The organism is Streptomyces pratensis, from assembly GCF_016804005.1.
GTDB classification, from domain to species: Bacteria; Actinomycetota; Actinomycetes; order Streptomycetales; family Streptomycetaceae; genus Streptomyces; species Streptomyces pratensis_A.
On sequence record NZ_CP051486.1, the window covers coordinates 5,140,109 to 5,154,450 of the forward strand.

A 14,342-nucleotide genomic window follows, 5' to 3' on the forward strand; every position below is an offset into this window, starting at 1 on the left:
AACCGCAGGAGAGGCATCCCGTGACCATCGCCCAGCTCCGTGGCCGTCGGATCATGATGACCGACGCGGAACGGAACACCTACCTCACGGAACAGCGCACCTGCCGGGTGGCCACGGTCTCCCCCGAGGGTATGCCGCACGTCGGAGCCCTCTGGTTCGTGTGGGACGGCAGCTCCATCTGGCTCTACTCACTCACGCGCAGCCTGCGATGGGCACAGCTCCGGAGCGACCCGAGGGTCGCAGTGGTGGTGGACGACGGGGAGGAGTACGGCGAGCTCCGCGGCGTGGAACTGTCCGGCGAGGTCCGGTTCGTCGGCGAGATCCCCCGAACCGGCGAGGACTGCGCCGAACTGGACCATCCGGAGAGGATGTTCGCGGCGAAGTACTTCGGCCTGGACTCCTTGCCGCACGACGAGCGGCACGCCTGGATCCGGCTCACACCACAGGCCGTCAGGTCCTGGGACTTCAGGAAGCTGTCCGGACCGGCTCAGTAGACCGGCGCGTGCAGAGCGCGGCCGGCGGTGCGCAGGGCCTCCACGGCAGCCTGGATCGACGGTCTCCGGTCCGCGTCGGTGCGCCAGACCGCGTGGACGTGGCGCCGCATCGGCTGCCGCACCGGCACCAGGCGCACACCCTCCGGCACCGGCCCCCGCCCCAGCCTGGGTGCCACGCAGACTCCGAATCCGGCTGCGATCAGCGCGAGTTGGGTGTGGTGCTCGCCCGCGAGGTGTGCGATGCGGGGCTCGATGCCCTTGGACCGCAGCGTGAACATCAGCCAGTCGTAGCAGAATTCACCCTCCGGCCAGGAGACCCAGTCGTCGTCTGCGAAATCCTCGATGTCCACCTCTCCCCGGTCCGCCAGCGGATGCCCCGCGGGCATGGCGATGTCCGGCGCGTCGTCGAGGAGTTCGGCTTTGGCGAGGCCGCCGGGAACCGGCAGTCGCTTGTTGCTCCAGTCGAGCACCACGGCGAGGTCGGCATCCCCCCGGAGCACCGCACGGATACCGCTCTCGGGCTCCAGCTCCGTCGTGCGCAGCCTGAGTTCGGGGTGCTCCGCGCGGAGCGTGGTGAGGGCGGTGGGGAACAGCCCGCGCGCAGCCGTCGGGAAGGCCGCGAGCCGGACCTCGCCGACCACCTGCCCCCGCTGCGCCTCGATGTCGGACTGCGCGATCTCCACCTGCGAGAGAATCTTGGCGGCATGGTCCGCGAGCAGCCGGCCCGCGTCGGTGAGCCGGACGCCCCGGCCGTTCTTGGCCAGGAGCTGCTGCCCCACCTCGCGTTCCAGTTTGGCCATCTGCTGGGAGACCGCCGAGGTGGTGACGTGGAGCCCGTCGGCCGCGCCGCCCACCGAGCCGTGGCGGGCCAGGGCATCCAGCGTGCGCAGGCGCTCCAAATTCAACATGTAAGCAATGCTACGGCAAGAGCCCAATGAAGTCTCACTTGTCCTACGCTATCTCGTTCGTCATGGTTGACGCATGAGCGCTCCCGCCGCACCAGGAACACGGCCTCCTTCCGCCACACCGCTGCCCGCGCCCCCGCTGCTGCGACCGGCCCTGAACTGGCGCGTCCGTTTCGCGGCGCTGTCGCTCATCTGGGGGTTCAGCTTCCTCCTGATCAAGGTCGGCACCGACGGGTTCGCTCCGTTCCAGGTGACCTTCGGGCGGCTGCTGTCCGGGACAGCGGTCCTCGCCGTCGCCATGGCGGTGCGCCGCGAGCAGCTGCCCCGCTCCGGCCGGACCTGGGGTCACCTCTTCGTCGCGGCGTTCTTCCTCAACGCTCTGCCGTTCTCGCTCTTCGCGTACGCCGAGCTGACCATCCCGTCCACCCTCGCCGGCATCTGCAACGCGACCTCACCCCTGTGGGGCATGGCCCTCTCTCTCGTCGCACTCTCCGAGGACCGGCCGACGCGCCGTCGTGTCGCGGGGCTCGGCCTGGGGTTCATCGGCGTACTGACGGTACTTGGCGCCTGGCAGGGCTTCTCAGGGCTGGACATGACCGGTACGGCGATGGCGCTGCTCGCCTCGCTCAGCTATCCGATCGGCTGGATCCACGTCCGTCGCACCCTGGCGGGCACCGGCTCCTCCACCCTGGCGCTGACCGGCAGCCAGCTCTTCCTCGGCACCGTGCAACTGGCTTTGGTCGTACCGGTGTTCACCACAACTCCCGACCACTTCCCGTTGCTGCCCACACTGGCCGTTGTGGCTCTGGGAGCACTCGGGACCGGGCTCGCCGTCCTCCTCCAGTACGGGCTCGTCGAAGAAGTCGGCCCCACGACGGCGCAGATGGTCACCTATTTCATCCCGGTGATCGCCACGGCGGCCGGAGTGACCCTGCTCGGTGAGCAGTTGAGCTGGAACACCCCGGTGGGGGCACTCGTGGTCCTCGCGGGCGCCGCACTCACCCAGAATCGCGCCCGCGGCTCCGCGGCCGCGCCCCGTCGTGGCACGGGTGCGGCGGCGGCTCAGCCGTAACTGACCGGCCGGGCGGCCGGTGCCGCTGCCGCCACCGCGTCCGCGAGGGGCTCGATGTCGGCGGCTGTCAGCGACGAGACGGTCAGCCGGATTCCCGGCGGCGAGTCCATCCGGAACCGCGCTCCCGGCGCCACCGCCCAGCCCGAGTGCAGCATCCTGGTCACCGCCCCGGTCTCGTCGCTCACGGGCACCCACACGTTCATCCCGGTGCGCCCGTACGCAGTGATCCCCCGCTCCTCCAACGCCCTCACGAGAGCGTCCCTGCGCTCCCCGTAGGAGCGGTCGACAGCGGTGGTGTCGACGGCCCCCGTCTCCCACAGGTGCGCCACGGTCCGCTGCAGCAGCGCGCTGACCCAGCCGGGTCCCAGACGCTGCCGTCCCGTGACCCGGTCCACGGTCAGCCCGTCCCCGGTGAGCACGGCGACCCGCAGGTCGGGCCCGTACGCCTTGGAGACGGACCGCACGAAGGCCCAGCGCTCCGTGACCCCCGCGAGGGGGTACACCGGCAGGTCGACGATGGCGTGGCCGTGGTCGTCCTCGACCAGGAGGACCCCTGGATACTCCGCGAGAACGGAGCGCAGCTCGCCGGCCCTTCCGGCCCCCACCGTCGCGCCGGTCGGATTCTGCGCCCGGTCCGTCACCACCAGGGCCCTGACCCCCGCCTTCAGGGCCCGCTCCACCTCTCCGGGCAGCAGGCCCTCCCCGTCCAGCGCCACCGGAACGACGCGCATCCCGAGCGCCGGGACGAGATCCAGCAGTGCGCCCCACCCCGGATCCTCGACCGCAACCGCGTCACCGGGCTTGAGGTGCGCCGTCAGCACACGCTCGATCGCGTCCAGGGAGCCGGACGCGACCGCCACGGGACCGGCGGGCACGCCGTCGGCGTCCAGACCGGCCCGCGCGAGCTCCGCGAGCCGGGGGACGACCGCCGCGTCCCCGTACAGCCCCGGCCCCCGGCCGTACGCAACCGCGGCCGCTGCCAGCGCCTCGCCGAGGTCCGGCAGAAGAGCGGGATCGGGATTGCCGTCACCCAGGTCACGCACGCCCGGAGGGGCCTCCACCCGGAGCGAGCCGCGCGCCGTGCTCGCGGGCCGGGCCCGCACCCGGCTCCCACGTCGACCCGCGGTCTCGATCACTCCCCGCTCACGCAGGGTCCGGTAGGCGGCGGCAACCGTATTGGGATTGACGCCGAGCCCGGCCGCCAACTCCCGCATGGGCGGCAGCACATGACCCGGCTCGAGATCCCCCGAAGCCACCCCGCGCTCGACGCTCGCGGCGATGTCGGATGCACGCCGCCCACTGATCCGATACTCTCCTAGCACAAACAATATTATGCACTAGTGCAATGGAGTACGCAATGCCGGACACCGCCACGCCCGACAGCACCGGCCTCCCCGAGGCAGCCTCCTACGAGCCGACGGAGCGCACGGTCCCGAGCCGCTCCAGGCAGCGCGCCTCGTACGACCGCGAAACGGTCCACTCGATACTCGACGAGGCGTACCTCTGCCACCTGGGCTTCGTCCGCGACGGTGCGCCCGTCGTCCTTCCCACCCTCTTCGGGCGCATCGGTGAGCGGCTGTACGTGCACGGCTCGACCGGATCGCGCCCGCTGCGCGCGACGGGTGCGGCGGATCCGGGCCTCGCCGTCTGCCTCACCGTGACGCATGTGGACGGTCTCGTGCTCGCCCGTTCCGCCTTCCACCACTCGATGAACTACCGCTCCGTCGTGGTCCACGGCATCGCGAGGACGGTGACCGACCCCGAGGAGCGGCGCTCGGCGCTCGACGCCATCGTCGACCAGGTCGTACCCGGCAGGTCGAAGGACTCGCGTCCGGCCGACGCGAAGGAGCTCGCCGCGACCGCGGTGATCCGCCTCGACCTCGACGAGGTCTCCGCCAAGATCCGAACGGGCGGCCCGAACGACGAACCGGAAGACCTGGCCCTTCCGCACTGGGCGGGCGTGGTCCCGGTGTCCAGGTGGTACGCGGAACCGGTCCCGTCCGTCGACCTGTCCCCCGCCGTCCAGTTGCCGGAGTACCTCAGCGCGCTCTGACCCGCCGCTCGCACTCGTCGGCGGCGCAGTGGGGCGGCTTCGGACCACACCTGCGGTCCGGTGGCGGGCGGCTGCCGCGCCGCGCGCTTCGGCGAAGTCCGGTCCCGCCACCGCAATGAGCGGGCGCGGGATGTCCACGACGGGACGAGGCCGGCGACGCGACGCCGGAACGACAGGAGGGGGCGGGCGCCGGAACGACAGGGGGCGGCGGGCGCCGGAACGACAGGGCGAGCGGCCCGGGATCACCGATCCGCAAAGGCAAAAAGGCGGGCGCGCGGGCCATACCTCAGGTGATACGAGTGACGACGGGACAGCGGCGGCAGACCCAGGACGGGCAGGAACACGCCCCCCGCCGGACGACACGTGCCCTGCCGGAAGAGGCGGGGATCAGCTCGGCTCCGCTCGCAGGCATCGGCACAGCGCCCGGGGCGGACCCGGGCCGGCCCTCGTCCTGAGCGGCCGCCTCGCGACGGGTGGCAGGAGGCGGATATACGGGCCGCGGCAGGACCGCGCCCTACGAAGTGGACGACGGCCGGGACAACTCACCTTCGACAGCGGCCGGCTGACGCGCTCCCGTCGCCTCCGGGGCCGGCGCGCCCGGCCCCGATGCCACCGGCCCTGACGGCGGCTTGGGCGCGGACGACTGCGCGATGAAGGCACCGATCAGCACCACCCCGCCGCCCACGAGCTGCGGCGCGGAAAGGTGCTCACCGAGCAGGACCCACGCCAGTACGGTCGCGATGACCGCCTCCAGGCAGGCGACGACACCCGCTACCTGGGGCGAGAGCAGTCGTACCGACACCACACCGGTGCCGTAGGCCAGCACGGTCGCGAGCAGCACGATCCAGCAGAGCAGCAGCCAGGCGGGAACGTCGCGCCCGTCCATGTCCGCGCTCCCGCCGAGGACCGCCCAGTCCATGCCCCACGGCCTGGCCACCACCGTGAGCACCGCGGCTCCTGCCAGCAGTCCGTACGCGATGACGCCGACGGGGTGCGGGGGTGCGGCGCCGCCCGTGCCCCCGTGACCGGCTCCCTGGTCCGACAGGACGAAGTAGCCCACCTGACAGCACGCCGCGCCGAGTGCGAGCAGCAGGCCGACCGCGTCGAAGCTCAGGCCGGCCCATACCTCTACGACGCAGGCGAGCCCGCCGACCGCCAGTACGACACCGGCCGCGGCGGCGCGGGTGACGGGTCGCCGCTGCACGAAGCGCACCCAGCCGAGGACGAGCGCGGGCGCCAGGTACTCGATGAGGAGGGCGACGCCGACGGGGATCCGTGAGATCGACGCAAAGTAGAAAGCCTGCACCCCGGCCACCGCGAACAGCCCGAAACCGGCCAGCAGAACCGGCCGCTCCCGCACCAGGTTCCGGTGCCGCCACGCGACCGGCAGCATGACCAGGGCGGCGCCTGCCACCCGGAGCCACACCACGTGCAGCGGGTCGAGCCCCGCCTCGATCAGCGGCTTGGCCGCGACCCCTGAACCGCCGAACGCGAAGGCCGAGGCAAGGGCCAGGCCCAGACCGGCGCTTCTCCCCTGAGACACGTGCATCGGCACATCATGGCAGCAGGCGTCAGCAGCGTCACCCCCGTCACACCTGTCCACCGCGTGTTCATGATCACCCGCGTGATTCCTTCCCGGCCGTCCGGTCCAACGCACGGGGAGCCAGCCACCCGGCGGTGACCCCGGCCCGCTCCAGCACCTCGACCGCACGGCATCGGGGATCGGCGACCAGCGCAACCAGCAGATCGAGCCCTTCGGCGTGGAGCTCCCCGCGCAGAAGCGCACTCCGGGCGGCACGGTCCATTGCCGCCGCCGCAGAGGGAGACCATCCCTCGCCCGCAGGTTCACGTACGGCCGGGAACGCACCCGAATCCTCCTGGGTCCCCTGCCAGCGGAGGCCGTATCCGATGCTGCGCTGCACGAGATATCCGAGCACCCTGGCCAGCTGGGGCCCGCCGTCGAAGGCGTTCCGCACCTCGGGGTCGGTTTCGACGAGGGAGTGCAGAAGATGAGCGGTGTCCACATGACGGTCGCCGTCACGCACCGCCCTCCTGCGGGCGCCGGTCACCACCACGGCCATCGTGGTACTCAGGCCGGCACCTGACCACGGGTGGATCGGCGGAGCTTGTTCGGGGATCCCTGACGTCCGGAATTGCACAACTCCACCCCATCAGTCCCGTGGAGTGAAGTCATCCCCGGTGCGGCCCATCCGCCATCCCGCGGAAGGCGGGGACCACAGAGGGGTTCCTCATCCTTGGGGATGAGATCGCGCCACGCCGGACAACACGGTGCGCACAGCGGACGAAGAAAGGGCCCCGTGACCGGGGCCCTTCTCCACCTGCGCCGACCGCACGGCTCAGTGCTCGTCGGCGAGAATCAGATACAGCTTCTTACGAGCGTCGTTGATCACCGTGAGAGCCTTCTGCCGCTGGTCGGCCGAGCCGGTCTTCCAGACCTGGCCGAACGCCTCCATCAGACCGAACCCGGCCTGCCGGATCTCATTCACACCCTCCCAGTCGACACCGCGCCCCGCCTCTTCCCAGGGGGCGTCGGGACCGGACTCGGCCTCACTGCGGCCGAGGTCGGTGAGGGTGAACAGCTTCTTGCCGCCCTCGCTGGCGCTGATGATCAGACCCTCGTCCTCCAGCAGTTGGAGAGTGGGGTACACCGACCCCGGGCTGGGTTTCCAGGCCCCTCCGCTGCGCTCGGCGATCTCCTGGATCATCTCGTAGCCGTGCATGGAGCGGTCCTTGAGCAGCGCGAGGATCGACGCGCGCACGTCGCCGCGCCTGGCCCTCCCCCGGCCGCCTCCCCGGCCGCGTCCGCCGCCGAAGGGCCCGCCGCCGAAAGGCGGCCCGAACGGTCCGAACGCGGCACGTCCGCCTTCGAAGTCCCCCCTGCCGGCACCTCGACGCCCGGGGCCGCATTCGTGGTCGTGCCCATGTGAACGCATGACTGCGCTCCTCTCTTCATTGACGTTACGCGACTCTTCCTTGAACTGTCGCGATGCCTCAACGATATATCGGCAACTATCGTCTGGCAAGACGCCTCCTCAGAGCGTGCGGAGTCAAGGCGCACGGAGTCAGGGCCTGCGGAGCCGAGGCGTGCGGACTCAGGACGTGCCGACTGCGGCGGACTTCCCGGCCCTGCGGATCTCGGCCTCGGACTCGGCCAGTGCGACGCCCCGGAGTGCCAGGAGTTCGGCATGCTCGCCCCACCCGGCGTGGAGCCTCGACGACACCCCGGAACCTGAGCCGAGGAGGGGACGACAGCGGCCGGTCACGGACGCGGGGACTCGGCGCCGGCAAGGTGGTGAGCGACAAGCGGGATGACCGCCGATGTCGCCGGGTTCATCGCGCGCGATCGCGCGGCTGATCGCGTTCCGATTCCCGGCGGTCGCGTACACGACACCGACGTCCGAACCAAGGCAAGTCCATCCCTCTTACGCGGAGTTCCAAGTTCCGGATCGGTCCGCCGCCGGGCGCGCGCCCAGGGGTTCGTCGTGCGGCGGGCGACGCGAAGTGGGGCCTGCCGGTCCTCGTCACCGGATGCCGGCCGACGAGCGGCCGGACAGCCAGGCACCGCTGCGCAGCGGCACGGCGGCGGGGGCCCGGGTCACCCGGCGCCCCGTGAGCCGATGTGGGCGAGCACCGCTGCGGCACCGTCCTCCTCGGCGATGCGGTGGGCGAGTCCGGCCGCGCGGCTGCGGTGGGCCGGCTCGGCCAGGCAGGCCTTGATCGCGGCGCCGAGGGCGTCGGCGGTGAGGTCCTGGAACGGCAGGGTGCGGGGGGCGACTCCCAGCCGGTGCAGCCGGGACGCCCAGAACGCCTGGTCGTACATGACGGGGACGGGCACGGCCGGTACTCCGGCCCGCAGCCCGGCCGCGGTGGTACCGGCCCCGGCGTGGTGCACGACGGCGGCGGTACGGGGGAACAGCCAGTCGTGCGGAAGGTCGCCGACGGCCAGGACGTCGTCGCCGCAGCCGCCGAGTCCGGCCCACCCCGCCTGCACCACCGCGCGTACACCCGCCCGGTCCACCGCGGCGGCCACCGCCTCACTGAGCCTGTCCCCCTGGCCCGGCGCCATGCTGCCGAACCCGATGAAGACCGGGGGCGGGCCTGCCTGGAGGAAATCGACGAGTTCGTCCGGGGGGCGCCAGCCGTCCGGCCGTGCGGGCCACCAGTAGCCCGTCACCTCGACCCCGGACGGCCAGTCCGCGGGGCGCGGGACCACCAGCGGGCTGAAGCCGTGGAAGACCGGCCGCATGTCCCCCGGTACCGACAGCGATCCGTCGGGCAGCCCGAGGCGGGCGCGCAGCCGTGTCGCGGCGCCCGCGAAGAGCCCTTCCGCGCGCCTCAGCACTGCCTGGCCCTCGGCGAAGTTGTCCTGCGGCAGAGGGCCGCCCGTGCCCTGTGCGCCGGGCAATGGGAACTGCCCGGTGGCGAAGGCCGGTACGAGGTAGGTACCGATGACGGGGACGCCGGACGCTTCCCCGGCCGCCTGGCTGAGCGGTGCCGGGCCGAAGGCGGTGAGCACCAGGTCGCATCCGCCCGCCACGGCTTCCGCCACTCCGTCGGCCAGCCCGTCCACGTACTCTCTCGTCACCGCCCGGGCCTCCTCCCGCGAGGCCGCCCGGGACCACGCCTGCAACAAGCCTTGCGGGTCTCCCGGCACAGATCGGTGGTCGAGACCACAGCCGCCGACGAGTGCGGCGAAGGACGGGTGGGCGGCCACGGCGACCTGATGGCCCGCCTCCTTCAGGCGCCGTCCCAGGCCTGTGAAGGGGGCCACGTCTCCCCGTGAACCGGCAGTGATGATCAGAATCCGCATGCGGCGATCATCCTCGCCTCATGCCGACCGGTCACTGTCCCCGACAGCGATGTACCGGTGCCGGCGTCCGTCAACCCTGACGATCGACAGGGGCCGCCGTTGCCCTTCGGCTCGGGTTCTCGGCGCCCCCCGCTCCTACCTTCATGCCCCATGGGACAAGAACCACGAGAGAAGACCAGAACTGTTCGGCTGCTCGGCGCTGCGGGCGTTTTGGGGCTGGGGGCCGTAGCCGTCGTCCGTCTCTCCCCGGGTGGCCTGGGTGAGAGCGGCGCCGTGGAGGTCACCGGTGGCGCCTCGGCGTCCGCGTACCGGTCGGTGACCGAGGCCGTGGCGGATGCTCCGTCATGGCTGGGCCCGCTCCTGGAAGTGGCCACCGACGGCACCCTGGTGGGTCTGGGACTGCTGCTCGCCTGGATGTGGTGGGCAGCGGTCCGCCGCAGGGACCTGCGAGAGGCCGCCGGGTACGTGCTGACCGGTCTCGGTACCGTCGCCGCCTACGCGGTGAGCGAAGCGCTGAAGCTGGTGGTGGACGAGGAGCGGCCTTGCCGCGTGCTGCGCGCGGGGGCAGAACTCGTCGCGGAGTGCCCCGGCACGGGAGACTGGTCCTTCCCGAGCAACCACGCCACCCTGGCCGCCGGGCTGGCCGTCGGCATGGCCGTGCTCAGGCCGCGCCTCGCCGCTGTGACACTTCCGTCGGCAGGGGCCGCAGCGCTGCTGCGTGTCCTGGTGGGGGTCCACTACCCCCACGACGTCCTGGCCGGCGCGGTCCTCGGCGCCGCTGTGGTGGCGGCCGTGGTGCTCGCGCTCCTGCCACCGGCTCAGCGGGCGGCGTCACGGCTGGCGGGGCTGTGGACGAACGATCCCGGCCTCGTGGGCGACGACCGCGGCAGCGGCCCGGTTGTCCACGCCCAGGCGGGCCAGGATGGAACTCACGTGGGCCTTCACCGTCCCCTCCACCACGTGCAGCCGCCGGGCGATCTGCCCGTTGGACAGCCCACTGCCGAGGAAGGTGAGCACCTCCCGTTCCCGGCTGGTCAGGGAGCCGACCCGCGCACGGGCGGCGGAGCGCCGGCCGGCCAGGGCACCCGCGCCCGTCGCGGCGAGGTGGGCGACGACCCGGGCCGCGACCTTCGGTGACAGGTAGGCGGCGCCGTCGGCCACCGCCCGTACCCCGGTGATCAGTTCCTCGGGCTCGCCCGACTTGATCAGGAAGCCGGCCGCGCCGCCGCCCAGTGCCCGCAGGATGTAGTCGTCCTCACCGAACGTCGTCAGCATGACCACGCCGGTGGCCGGCACGGCGCTGCGGATCTCGGCCGCCGCGTCGATGCCGTTCATCCCTGGCATACGGATGTCGAGCACGGCCACCGAGGGTCGATGGCTGCGGACCAGTTCCACGGCCTCGTGCCCGTCGCCGGCCTCGGCGACGACCTGTATGCCGGGGTCCGAGGCGAGGACGGCGCGCACCCCGGCCCGGATCATCGGCTCGTCGTCGGCGATCAGCACCCGGATCATCGGGCACTCACGGGGTGAGCGTGGCCGTGGACACCAGGGTGCCGTCCCGGAAGCAGAGCCGGTAGGCGTCGCCGGACCGGTCGTCGAACCGGTCGGCCGTCATCGCGTAGTACTCGCACGTTTCGCCGTCTCCTGTCGGCTCGGCGGTCAGCGGCCGGTGGTTCGTCTGCCGGTCCGGCAGGACACGCTCCAGCTCGGAGCGATCCTGCCCCACTCTCATGCGGGCGTAGTCGCCGGGCTCCAGGACCGAGCGGGACGCCGACAGCATCTCCCACCCCATGAGTGCTCCGCTCAGCACCGCCCCCGTCACCAGGGGCACCATGACCGCGGCGACCAGGGCCCTGCCGACGCCGCGCCGGGCACGGCGATGTTCCTGCGGCAGCCGGCCGTGGGCGGGGGATGCCGTGGGCGCGAGCGGCTGTGACGGGGGCCGGTGCGGGATGCGCGCGACGACGGCGAAACCCCCGTCGCGCGCGCCGTGACCGAACGACCCTCCGGCCAGCCGCACACGTTCCTTCAGCCCGACGAGGCCGCTCCCCCCGCTCCGGGGCCGGGGCCGCGGCGCGGCGGCCGGTGCCGGCGGACCGTTCTCCACGAGGACCTCCGTCTCCCCTGCCGCGTGCGTCACCCGGACGGTCGCGATCGCCCCGGGCGCGTGCTTGGCGACGTTGGTCAGCGCTTCCTGCACGACCCGGTGGGCAGCCCGCTCGACCACCGGCGGCAGGTCGTCCGGCTCGCCGTCGATGTGCGACCTCACCGCGAGACCGGCTGCGGACGCCTCTTCGAGCAGGCCCGCGAGACCGGGGCCGTGGGGATACGCCGACGCCTCGCCGGCCTCCTCACGCAGGACACCGATCACCTCGCCGAGACGCTCCACCGCGTCAGCCGCCCTGGCCCTGATGTCCCCCGCGGCCTTCCGATGGTGCTCTCCGAGGCCCGGCGCGAGCTTGAGAGCACCGGCCGACAGGGCTATCAGGCTGAGGTCATGGCCCAGTACGTCATGCATGTCCTGCGCGATACGTGCCCGTTCGCGCAGCCTGGCCCGGTCGGCGACCAGCTCCTGCTCGCGCTGCAGTTGTTCCGCCCGCTCCCAGCCCGCCCGGGCGAGCTGCTGGTACTGGCACCAGAACCGGCCCGCGAACCAGGGCAGCATCCCGGCGGCGACGACGACCGCCACCAGCCGGCCGGCCATCGGCAGCCAGGCCGGCACGACGGACAACGCCACCACGCCGGCCGCGAGGATCGCGACCAGGGTGAGCGCCGTCGGCGCCGTCCGCCCGGGCCGCCGTCCTGCCAGGAAAGCGGCGAAGGCCGCCGCGACAGACCACCACAGGTTCACCGTGCTCAGAGCGGTGGCCGTGACGGCGGCCGCTGTCAGGAGGCTCCTGGGCCCGGGAACCTGCCGGGGAACGGCCGTCCCGGCCGGAGTGCCGCTGTCTGTCACCGTGCTGTCCACGGATGAGACGGTACGGACATCGGGAGGCTCCCGACACTGCCGAAAGTCCAACTCACGCCGCTCATCCGCCCTGTGCGCCCGAAAGCTCCGGCGAGTGAGGAGCAGCTCTCGTCGACCGTGGCCTCGGTCAGGCCGAGCCCGCCGTTTCCCGTACCGCGTCGGCCGGAGGGGAATCAGCCGGCCTGTCCCCGCCGCTCCTTGCGGCGGGGACGGAGGCACGAGCTCCGGACCTGACCTCCTATTCGGTGCGCAGGGCCGTGGCGGTCCGGGTCCTGGCCGCCCAGCCGGCCGGCAGCAGCGCACCCGGAACGGCGATGAGCAGGCCGCCGAAGGCGAGCGGGAGCAGTTGGGCACCGTGGTGGACGTCGATGACGGAATCAGGGAGGCGGAGCCCCACGCTGTCGCCCATCGCGGGGAAGACCCAGCCGTGCAGGGCCACGCCGAGCGGCACACCCGGGGCACCGGCCACGAGTCCGGTCACGACGACCGAGGTGATGACAATCGCGACGGTCTGCCGGGGGGTCATGCCGAGGGCCTTGTGGACACCGATCTCCCGGACGCGCTCACGGGTGTCGAGGAGCACACCGTTGAGCACGCCGAGCGCGGCGACGGCGACGAGCATCAGGGTGAGGATCACGGACAGCGCGTTGAGCGTGACGACCATGTCGCCGCCGGCATCGAGCCCACCGGCCCGTGCGGTGGCCCCGAGCGGTGTCAGGTCCCTGTTCAACGCGTCGGCATAGGCGGAGACGTCGGTGCCTGATGTCACCGCGATGTGATGGCTCGTGTCCGTCAGGTCGGGGTGTGCTGCGGTGAGGGTCGAGATGTCGGTGAACACCTGCATGCCGTCGTTGCGGGGGTCGAGGACCTCGCCGACGATCCGGGCCGACACCGGCTCGGCCAGGCCGTTCAGAGCGACGGTGTCGCCGACGCGGGTACCGGTGGCGGCCAGGAAGGGGGTCGGGACGACGGCTTCTCCGGGCCTGTCGACGCAGCGGCCCGAGACCATCGTGTAGCCGCCCCAGGAGGCGTCGCCGGTGAAAGCGACGAAGTCGATGGTGCCGGCCGTCCCGGCCACGGTCGCCCGTACCGTCGCGGCGCTGTAGTACTTCCGGGTTCCGGCGGCGGCCTCGACGGCCGCCGCGACCGCAGCGGGATCGGCCTGGGGCTTCTCGGGGCCGGGGACCTGGGGGCCGAAGTCCGGCAGGGGCGCGGGCACGACGACATCGGCGGCGTCGTGGGCCTTGGCCTTCATCACCTGGCCGAGCGAGGCGCCCATCCCCACGGTGAAGGTGACGGCGACGGTGCCGAAGAGGATCGCCGTACCCATGGTGAGCGCGCGGGCGGGCCGCGCGAAGGGCCGGGTCAGACCCAGGGTGACCGACTGCGGCAACGGCATCCGGCCGGCCGTTCGGGCCGCCCGCCGGCCGCGCCCCGCCGAAGGGCTGCGCCCGACGGCGAGCGCGTCGACCGTACGCATCCGCCCGCCCCGCCAGGCACTCACCCACACGGTCGCCGCCACCAGGCCGAGCACTCCGGCGGTGACCGTCAGGTCGACCCAGGGGGCGACGGTCAGGGAGGAGGTTCCGTAGGCCTCCTCGGTCTCGGCCAGTACGGGGACGGCGAGCAGGTGGCCGGCGAGGACACCGAGGGCCGTGCCGACGGCGGCCGGGATCAGCGCCTGGCCCACGTAGGCCCGCACGACCTGGGCCGGGGTGAAGCCGACGGCCTTGAGGATGCCGATGCGACGCGTTCCGGTGCCGACGGCCGACGCGACGACGTTGCCGACGATGAGTACCGACATGACCAGTCCCAGGGCGCCGAACGCCATGAGGAAGGGGACGTAGAGGGCGGTGTCCTGCTCGGCTGTCTCAGGGACCGAGGATCGCGACGGCCTCGCCGGGGCGCACGGTCAGCGACACCTCGTGCAGAGCGGGCGGGCCGTCGTCGTACCGGCGGCTCACCTCGCACAGTTCGATCACCGGCATGCTCATGAAAGGCTCCTGGAAAGAGGGAAGT

12 protein-coding genes and 3 pseudogenes are annotated in these 14,342 nt (G+C 72.4%); 4 read left to right on the plus strand and 11 right to left on the minus strand.

Going from position 1 to position 14,342, the window contains the following annotated elements; all coding sequences use genetic code 11:
• Positions 1-20 precede the first annotated feature (20 nt).
• The gene (locus HED23_RS20900; protein WP_203184922.1) at positions 21-494 is read left to right on the plus strand and encodes a pyridoxamine 5'-phosphate oxidase family protein; all 474 of its coding nucleotides are present in this window, start codon (positions 21-23) and stop codon (positions 492-494) included.
• On the opposite strand, the gene HED23_RS20905 is transcribed toward HED23_RS20900, so the two are convergent.
• A complete protein-coding gene (locus HED23_RS20905) occupies positions 488-1,402 on the minus strand; it encodes a LysR family transcriptional regulator (RefSeq protein WP_203184923.1) in 915 nt (304 codons plus the stop codon). The two genes, HED23_RS20900 and HED23_RS20905, sit on opposite strands and share 7 nt — an antisense overlap.
• Before the next feature lie 73 nt (positions 1,403-1,475).
• Between HED23_RS20905 and HED23_RS20910 the strand changes: the two genes are divergently transcribed.
• Positions 1,476-2,471 (plus strand): DMT family transporter, encoded by a 996-nt coding sequence (locus HED23_RS20910; protein WP_203184924.1) that lies wholly within the window; start codon positions 1,476-1,478, stop codon positions 2,469-2,471.
• Here the strand turns inward: HED23_RS20910 and HED23_RS20915 are convergent.
• Positions 2,462-3,793: an aminotransferase class I/II-fold pyridoxal phosphate-dependent enzyme gene (locus HED23_RS20915; protein WP_203184925.1), complete on the minus strand. Its 1,332-nt coding sequence runs from the start codon at positions 3,791-3,793 to the stop codon at positions 2,462-2,464. The genes HED23_RS20910 and HED23_RS20915 overlap by 10 nt on opposite strands.
• Before the next feature lie 35 nt (positions 3,794-3,828).
• Between HED23_RS20915 and HED23_RS20920 the strand changes: the two genes are divergently transcribed.
• Positions 3,829-4,524, plus strand: coding sequence for a pyridoxamine 5'-phosphate oxidase family protein (locus HED23_RS20920; RefSeq protein ID WP_203184926.1), 696 nt, complete (start codon positions 3,829-3,831; stop codon positions 4,522-4,524).
• Positions 4,525-5,038: 514 nt separating this feature from the next.
• Here the strand turns inward: HED23_RS20920 and HED23_RS20925 are convergent.
• The 5 genes from HED23_RS20925 to HED23_RS20940 form a co-directional block, all read right to left on the minus strand.
• A complete protein-coding gene (locus HED23_RS20925) occupies positions 5,039-6,073 on the minus strand; it encodes an EamA family transporter (RefSeq protein WP_203184927.1) in 1,035 nt (344 codons plus the stop codon).
• Positions 6,074-6,140: 67 nt separating this feature from the next.
• On the minus strand, positions 6,141-6,683 hold the full coding sequence (locus HED23_RS20930) for a Clp protease N-terminal domain-containing protein (RefSeq protein ID WP_203184928.1): 543 nt from the start codon (positions 6,681-6,683) through the stop codon (positions 6,141-6,143).
• 198 nt (positions 6,684-6,881) lie between these two features.
• Positions 6,882-7,478 carry a PadR family transcriptional regulator gene (locus HED23_RS20935; protein ID WP_203184929.1) on the minus strand — a complete coding sequence of 199 codons (597 nt, stop codon included), beginning with the start codon at positions 7,476-7,478 and terminating at the stop codon, positions 6,882-6,884.
• Positions 7,479-7,637: 159 nt separating this feature from the next.
• A complete protein-coding gene (locus HED23_RS35730; RefSeq protein WP_274383037.1) occupies positions 7,638-7,766 on the minus strand; it encodes a hypothetical protein in 129 nt (42 codons plus the stop codon).
• A gap of 374 nt (positions 7,767-8,140) precedes the next feature.
• On the minus strand, positions 8,141-9,355 hold the full coding sequence (locus tag HED23_RS20940) for a glycosyltransferase (protein ID WP_203184930.1): 1,215 nt from the start codon (positions 9,353-9,355) through the stop codon (positions 8,141-8,143).
• Positions 9,356-9,769: 414 nt separating this feature from the next.
• Here HED23_RS20940 and HED23_RS35375 point away from each other — a divergent pair.
• Positions 9,770-10,096, plus strand: a pseudogene (locus tag HED23_RS35375) (phosphatase PAP2 family protein); the annotation flags it as partial.
• A 90-nt stretch (positions 10,097-10,186) separates the two neighbouring features.
• Here HED23_RS35375 and HED23_RS20950 read toward each other — a convergent pair.
• The 4 genes and pseudogenes from HED23_RS20950 to HED23_RS20965 all read right to left on the minus strand — a co-directional run.
• Positions 10,187-10,867 (minus strand): response regulator transcription factor, encoded by a 681-nt coding sequence (locus tag HED23_RS20950; protein ID WP_203184931.1) that lies wholly within the window; start codon positions 10,865-10,867, stop codon positions 10,187-10,189.
• Between the two features lie 7 nt (positions 10,868-10,874).
• The gene (locus tag HED23_RS20955) at positions 10,875-12,323 is read right to left on the minus strand and encodes a sensor histidine kinase (protein WP_203184932.1); all 1,449 of its coding nucleotides are present in this window, start codon (positions 12,321-12,323) and stop codon (positions 10,875-10,877) included.
• Positions 12,324-12,561: 238 nt separating this feature from the next.
• Positions 12,562-14,196: pseudogene (locus tag HED23_RS20960) on the minus strand (ABC transporter permease); the annotation flags it as partial.
• A 1-nt stretch (position 14,197) separates the two neighbouring features.
• Positions 14,198-14,317: pseudogene (locus HED23_RS20965) on the minus strand (ABC transporter ATP-binding protein); the annotation flags it as partial.
• Positions 14,318-14,342 lie beyond the last annotated feature (25 nt).

What these genes read in the sequence shown, in the direction of transcription:
- HED23_RS20905 (WP_203184923.1), bottom strand. Translation starts at nt 1,402, where the DNA reads ATGTTGAATTTGGAGCGCCTGCGCACGCTGGATGCCCTGGCCCGCCAC.
- HED23_RS20910 (WP_203184924.1), top strand. Translation starts at nt 1,476, where the DNA reads ATGAGCGCTCCCGCCGCACCAGGAACACGGCCTCCTTCCGCCACACCG.
- HED23_RS20920 (WP_203184926.1), top strand. Translation starts at nt 3,829, where the DNA reads ATGCCGGACACCGCCACGCCCGACAGCACCGGCCTCCCCGAGGCAGCC.
- HED23_RS20925 (WP_203184927.1), bottom strand. Translation starts at nt 6,073, where the DNA reads ATGCACGTGTCTCAGGGGAGAAGCGCCGGTCTGGGCCTGGCCCTTGCC.
- HED23_RS20935 (WP_203184929.1), bottom strand. Translation starts at nt 7,478, where the DNA reads ATGCGTTCACATGGGCACGACCACGAATGCGGCCCCGGGCGTCGAGGT.
- HED23_RS20940 (WP_203184930.1), bottom strand. Translation starts at nt 9,355, where the DNA reads ATGCGGATTCTGATCATCACTGCCGGTTCACGGGGAGACGTGGCCCCC.
- HED23_RS20950 (WP_203184931.1), bottom strand. Translation starts at nt 10,867, where the DNA reads ATGATCCGGGTGCTGATCGCCGACGACGAGCCGATGATCCGGGCCGGG.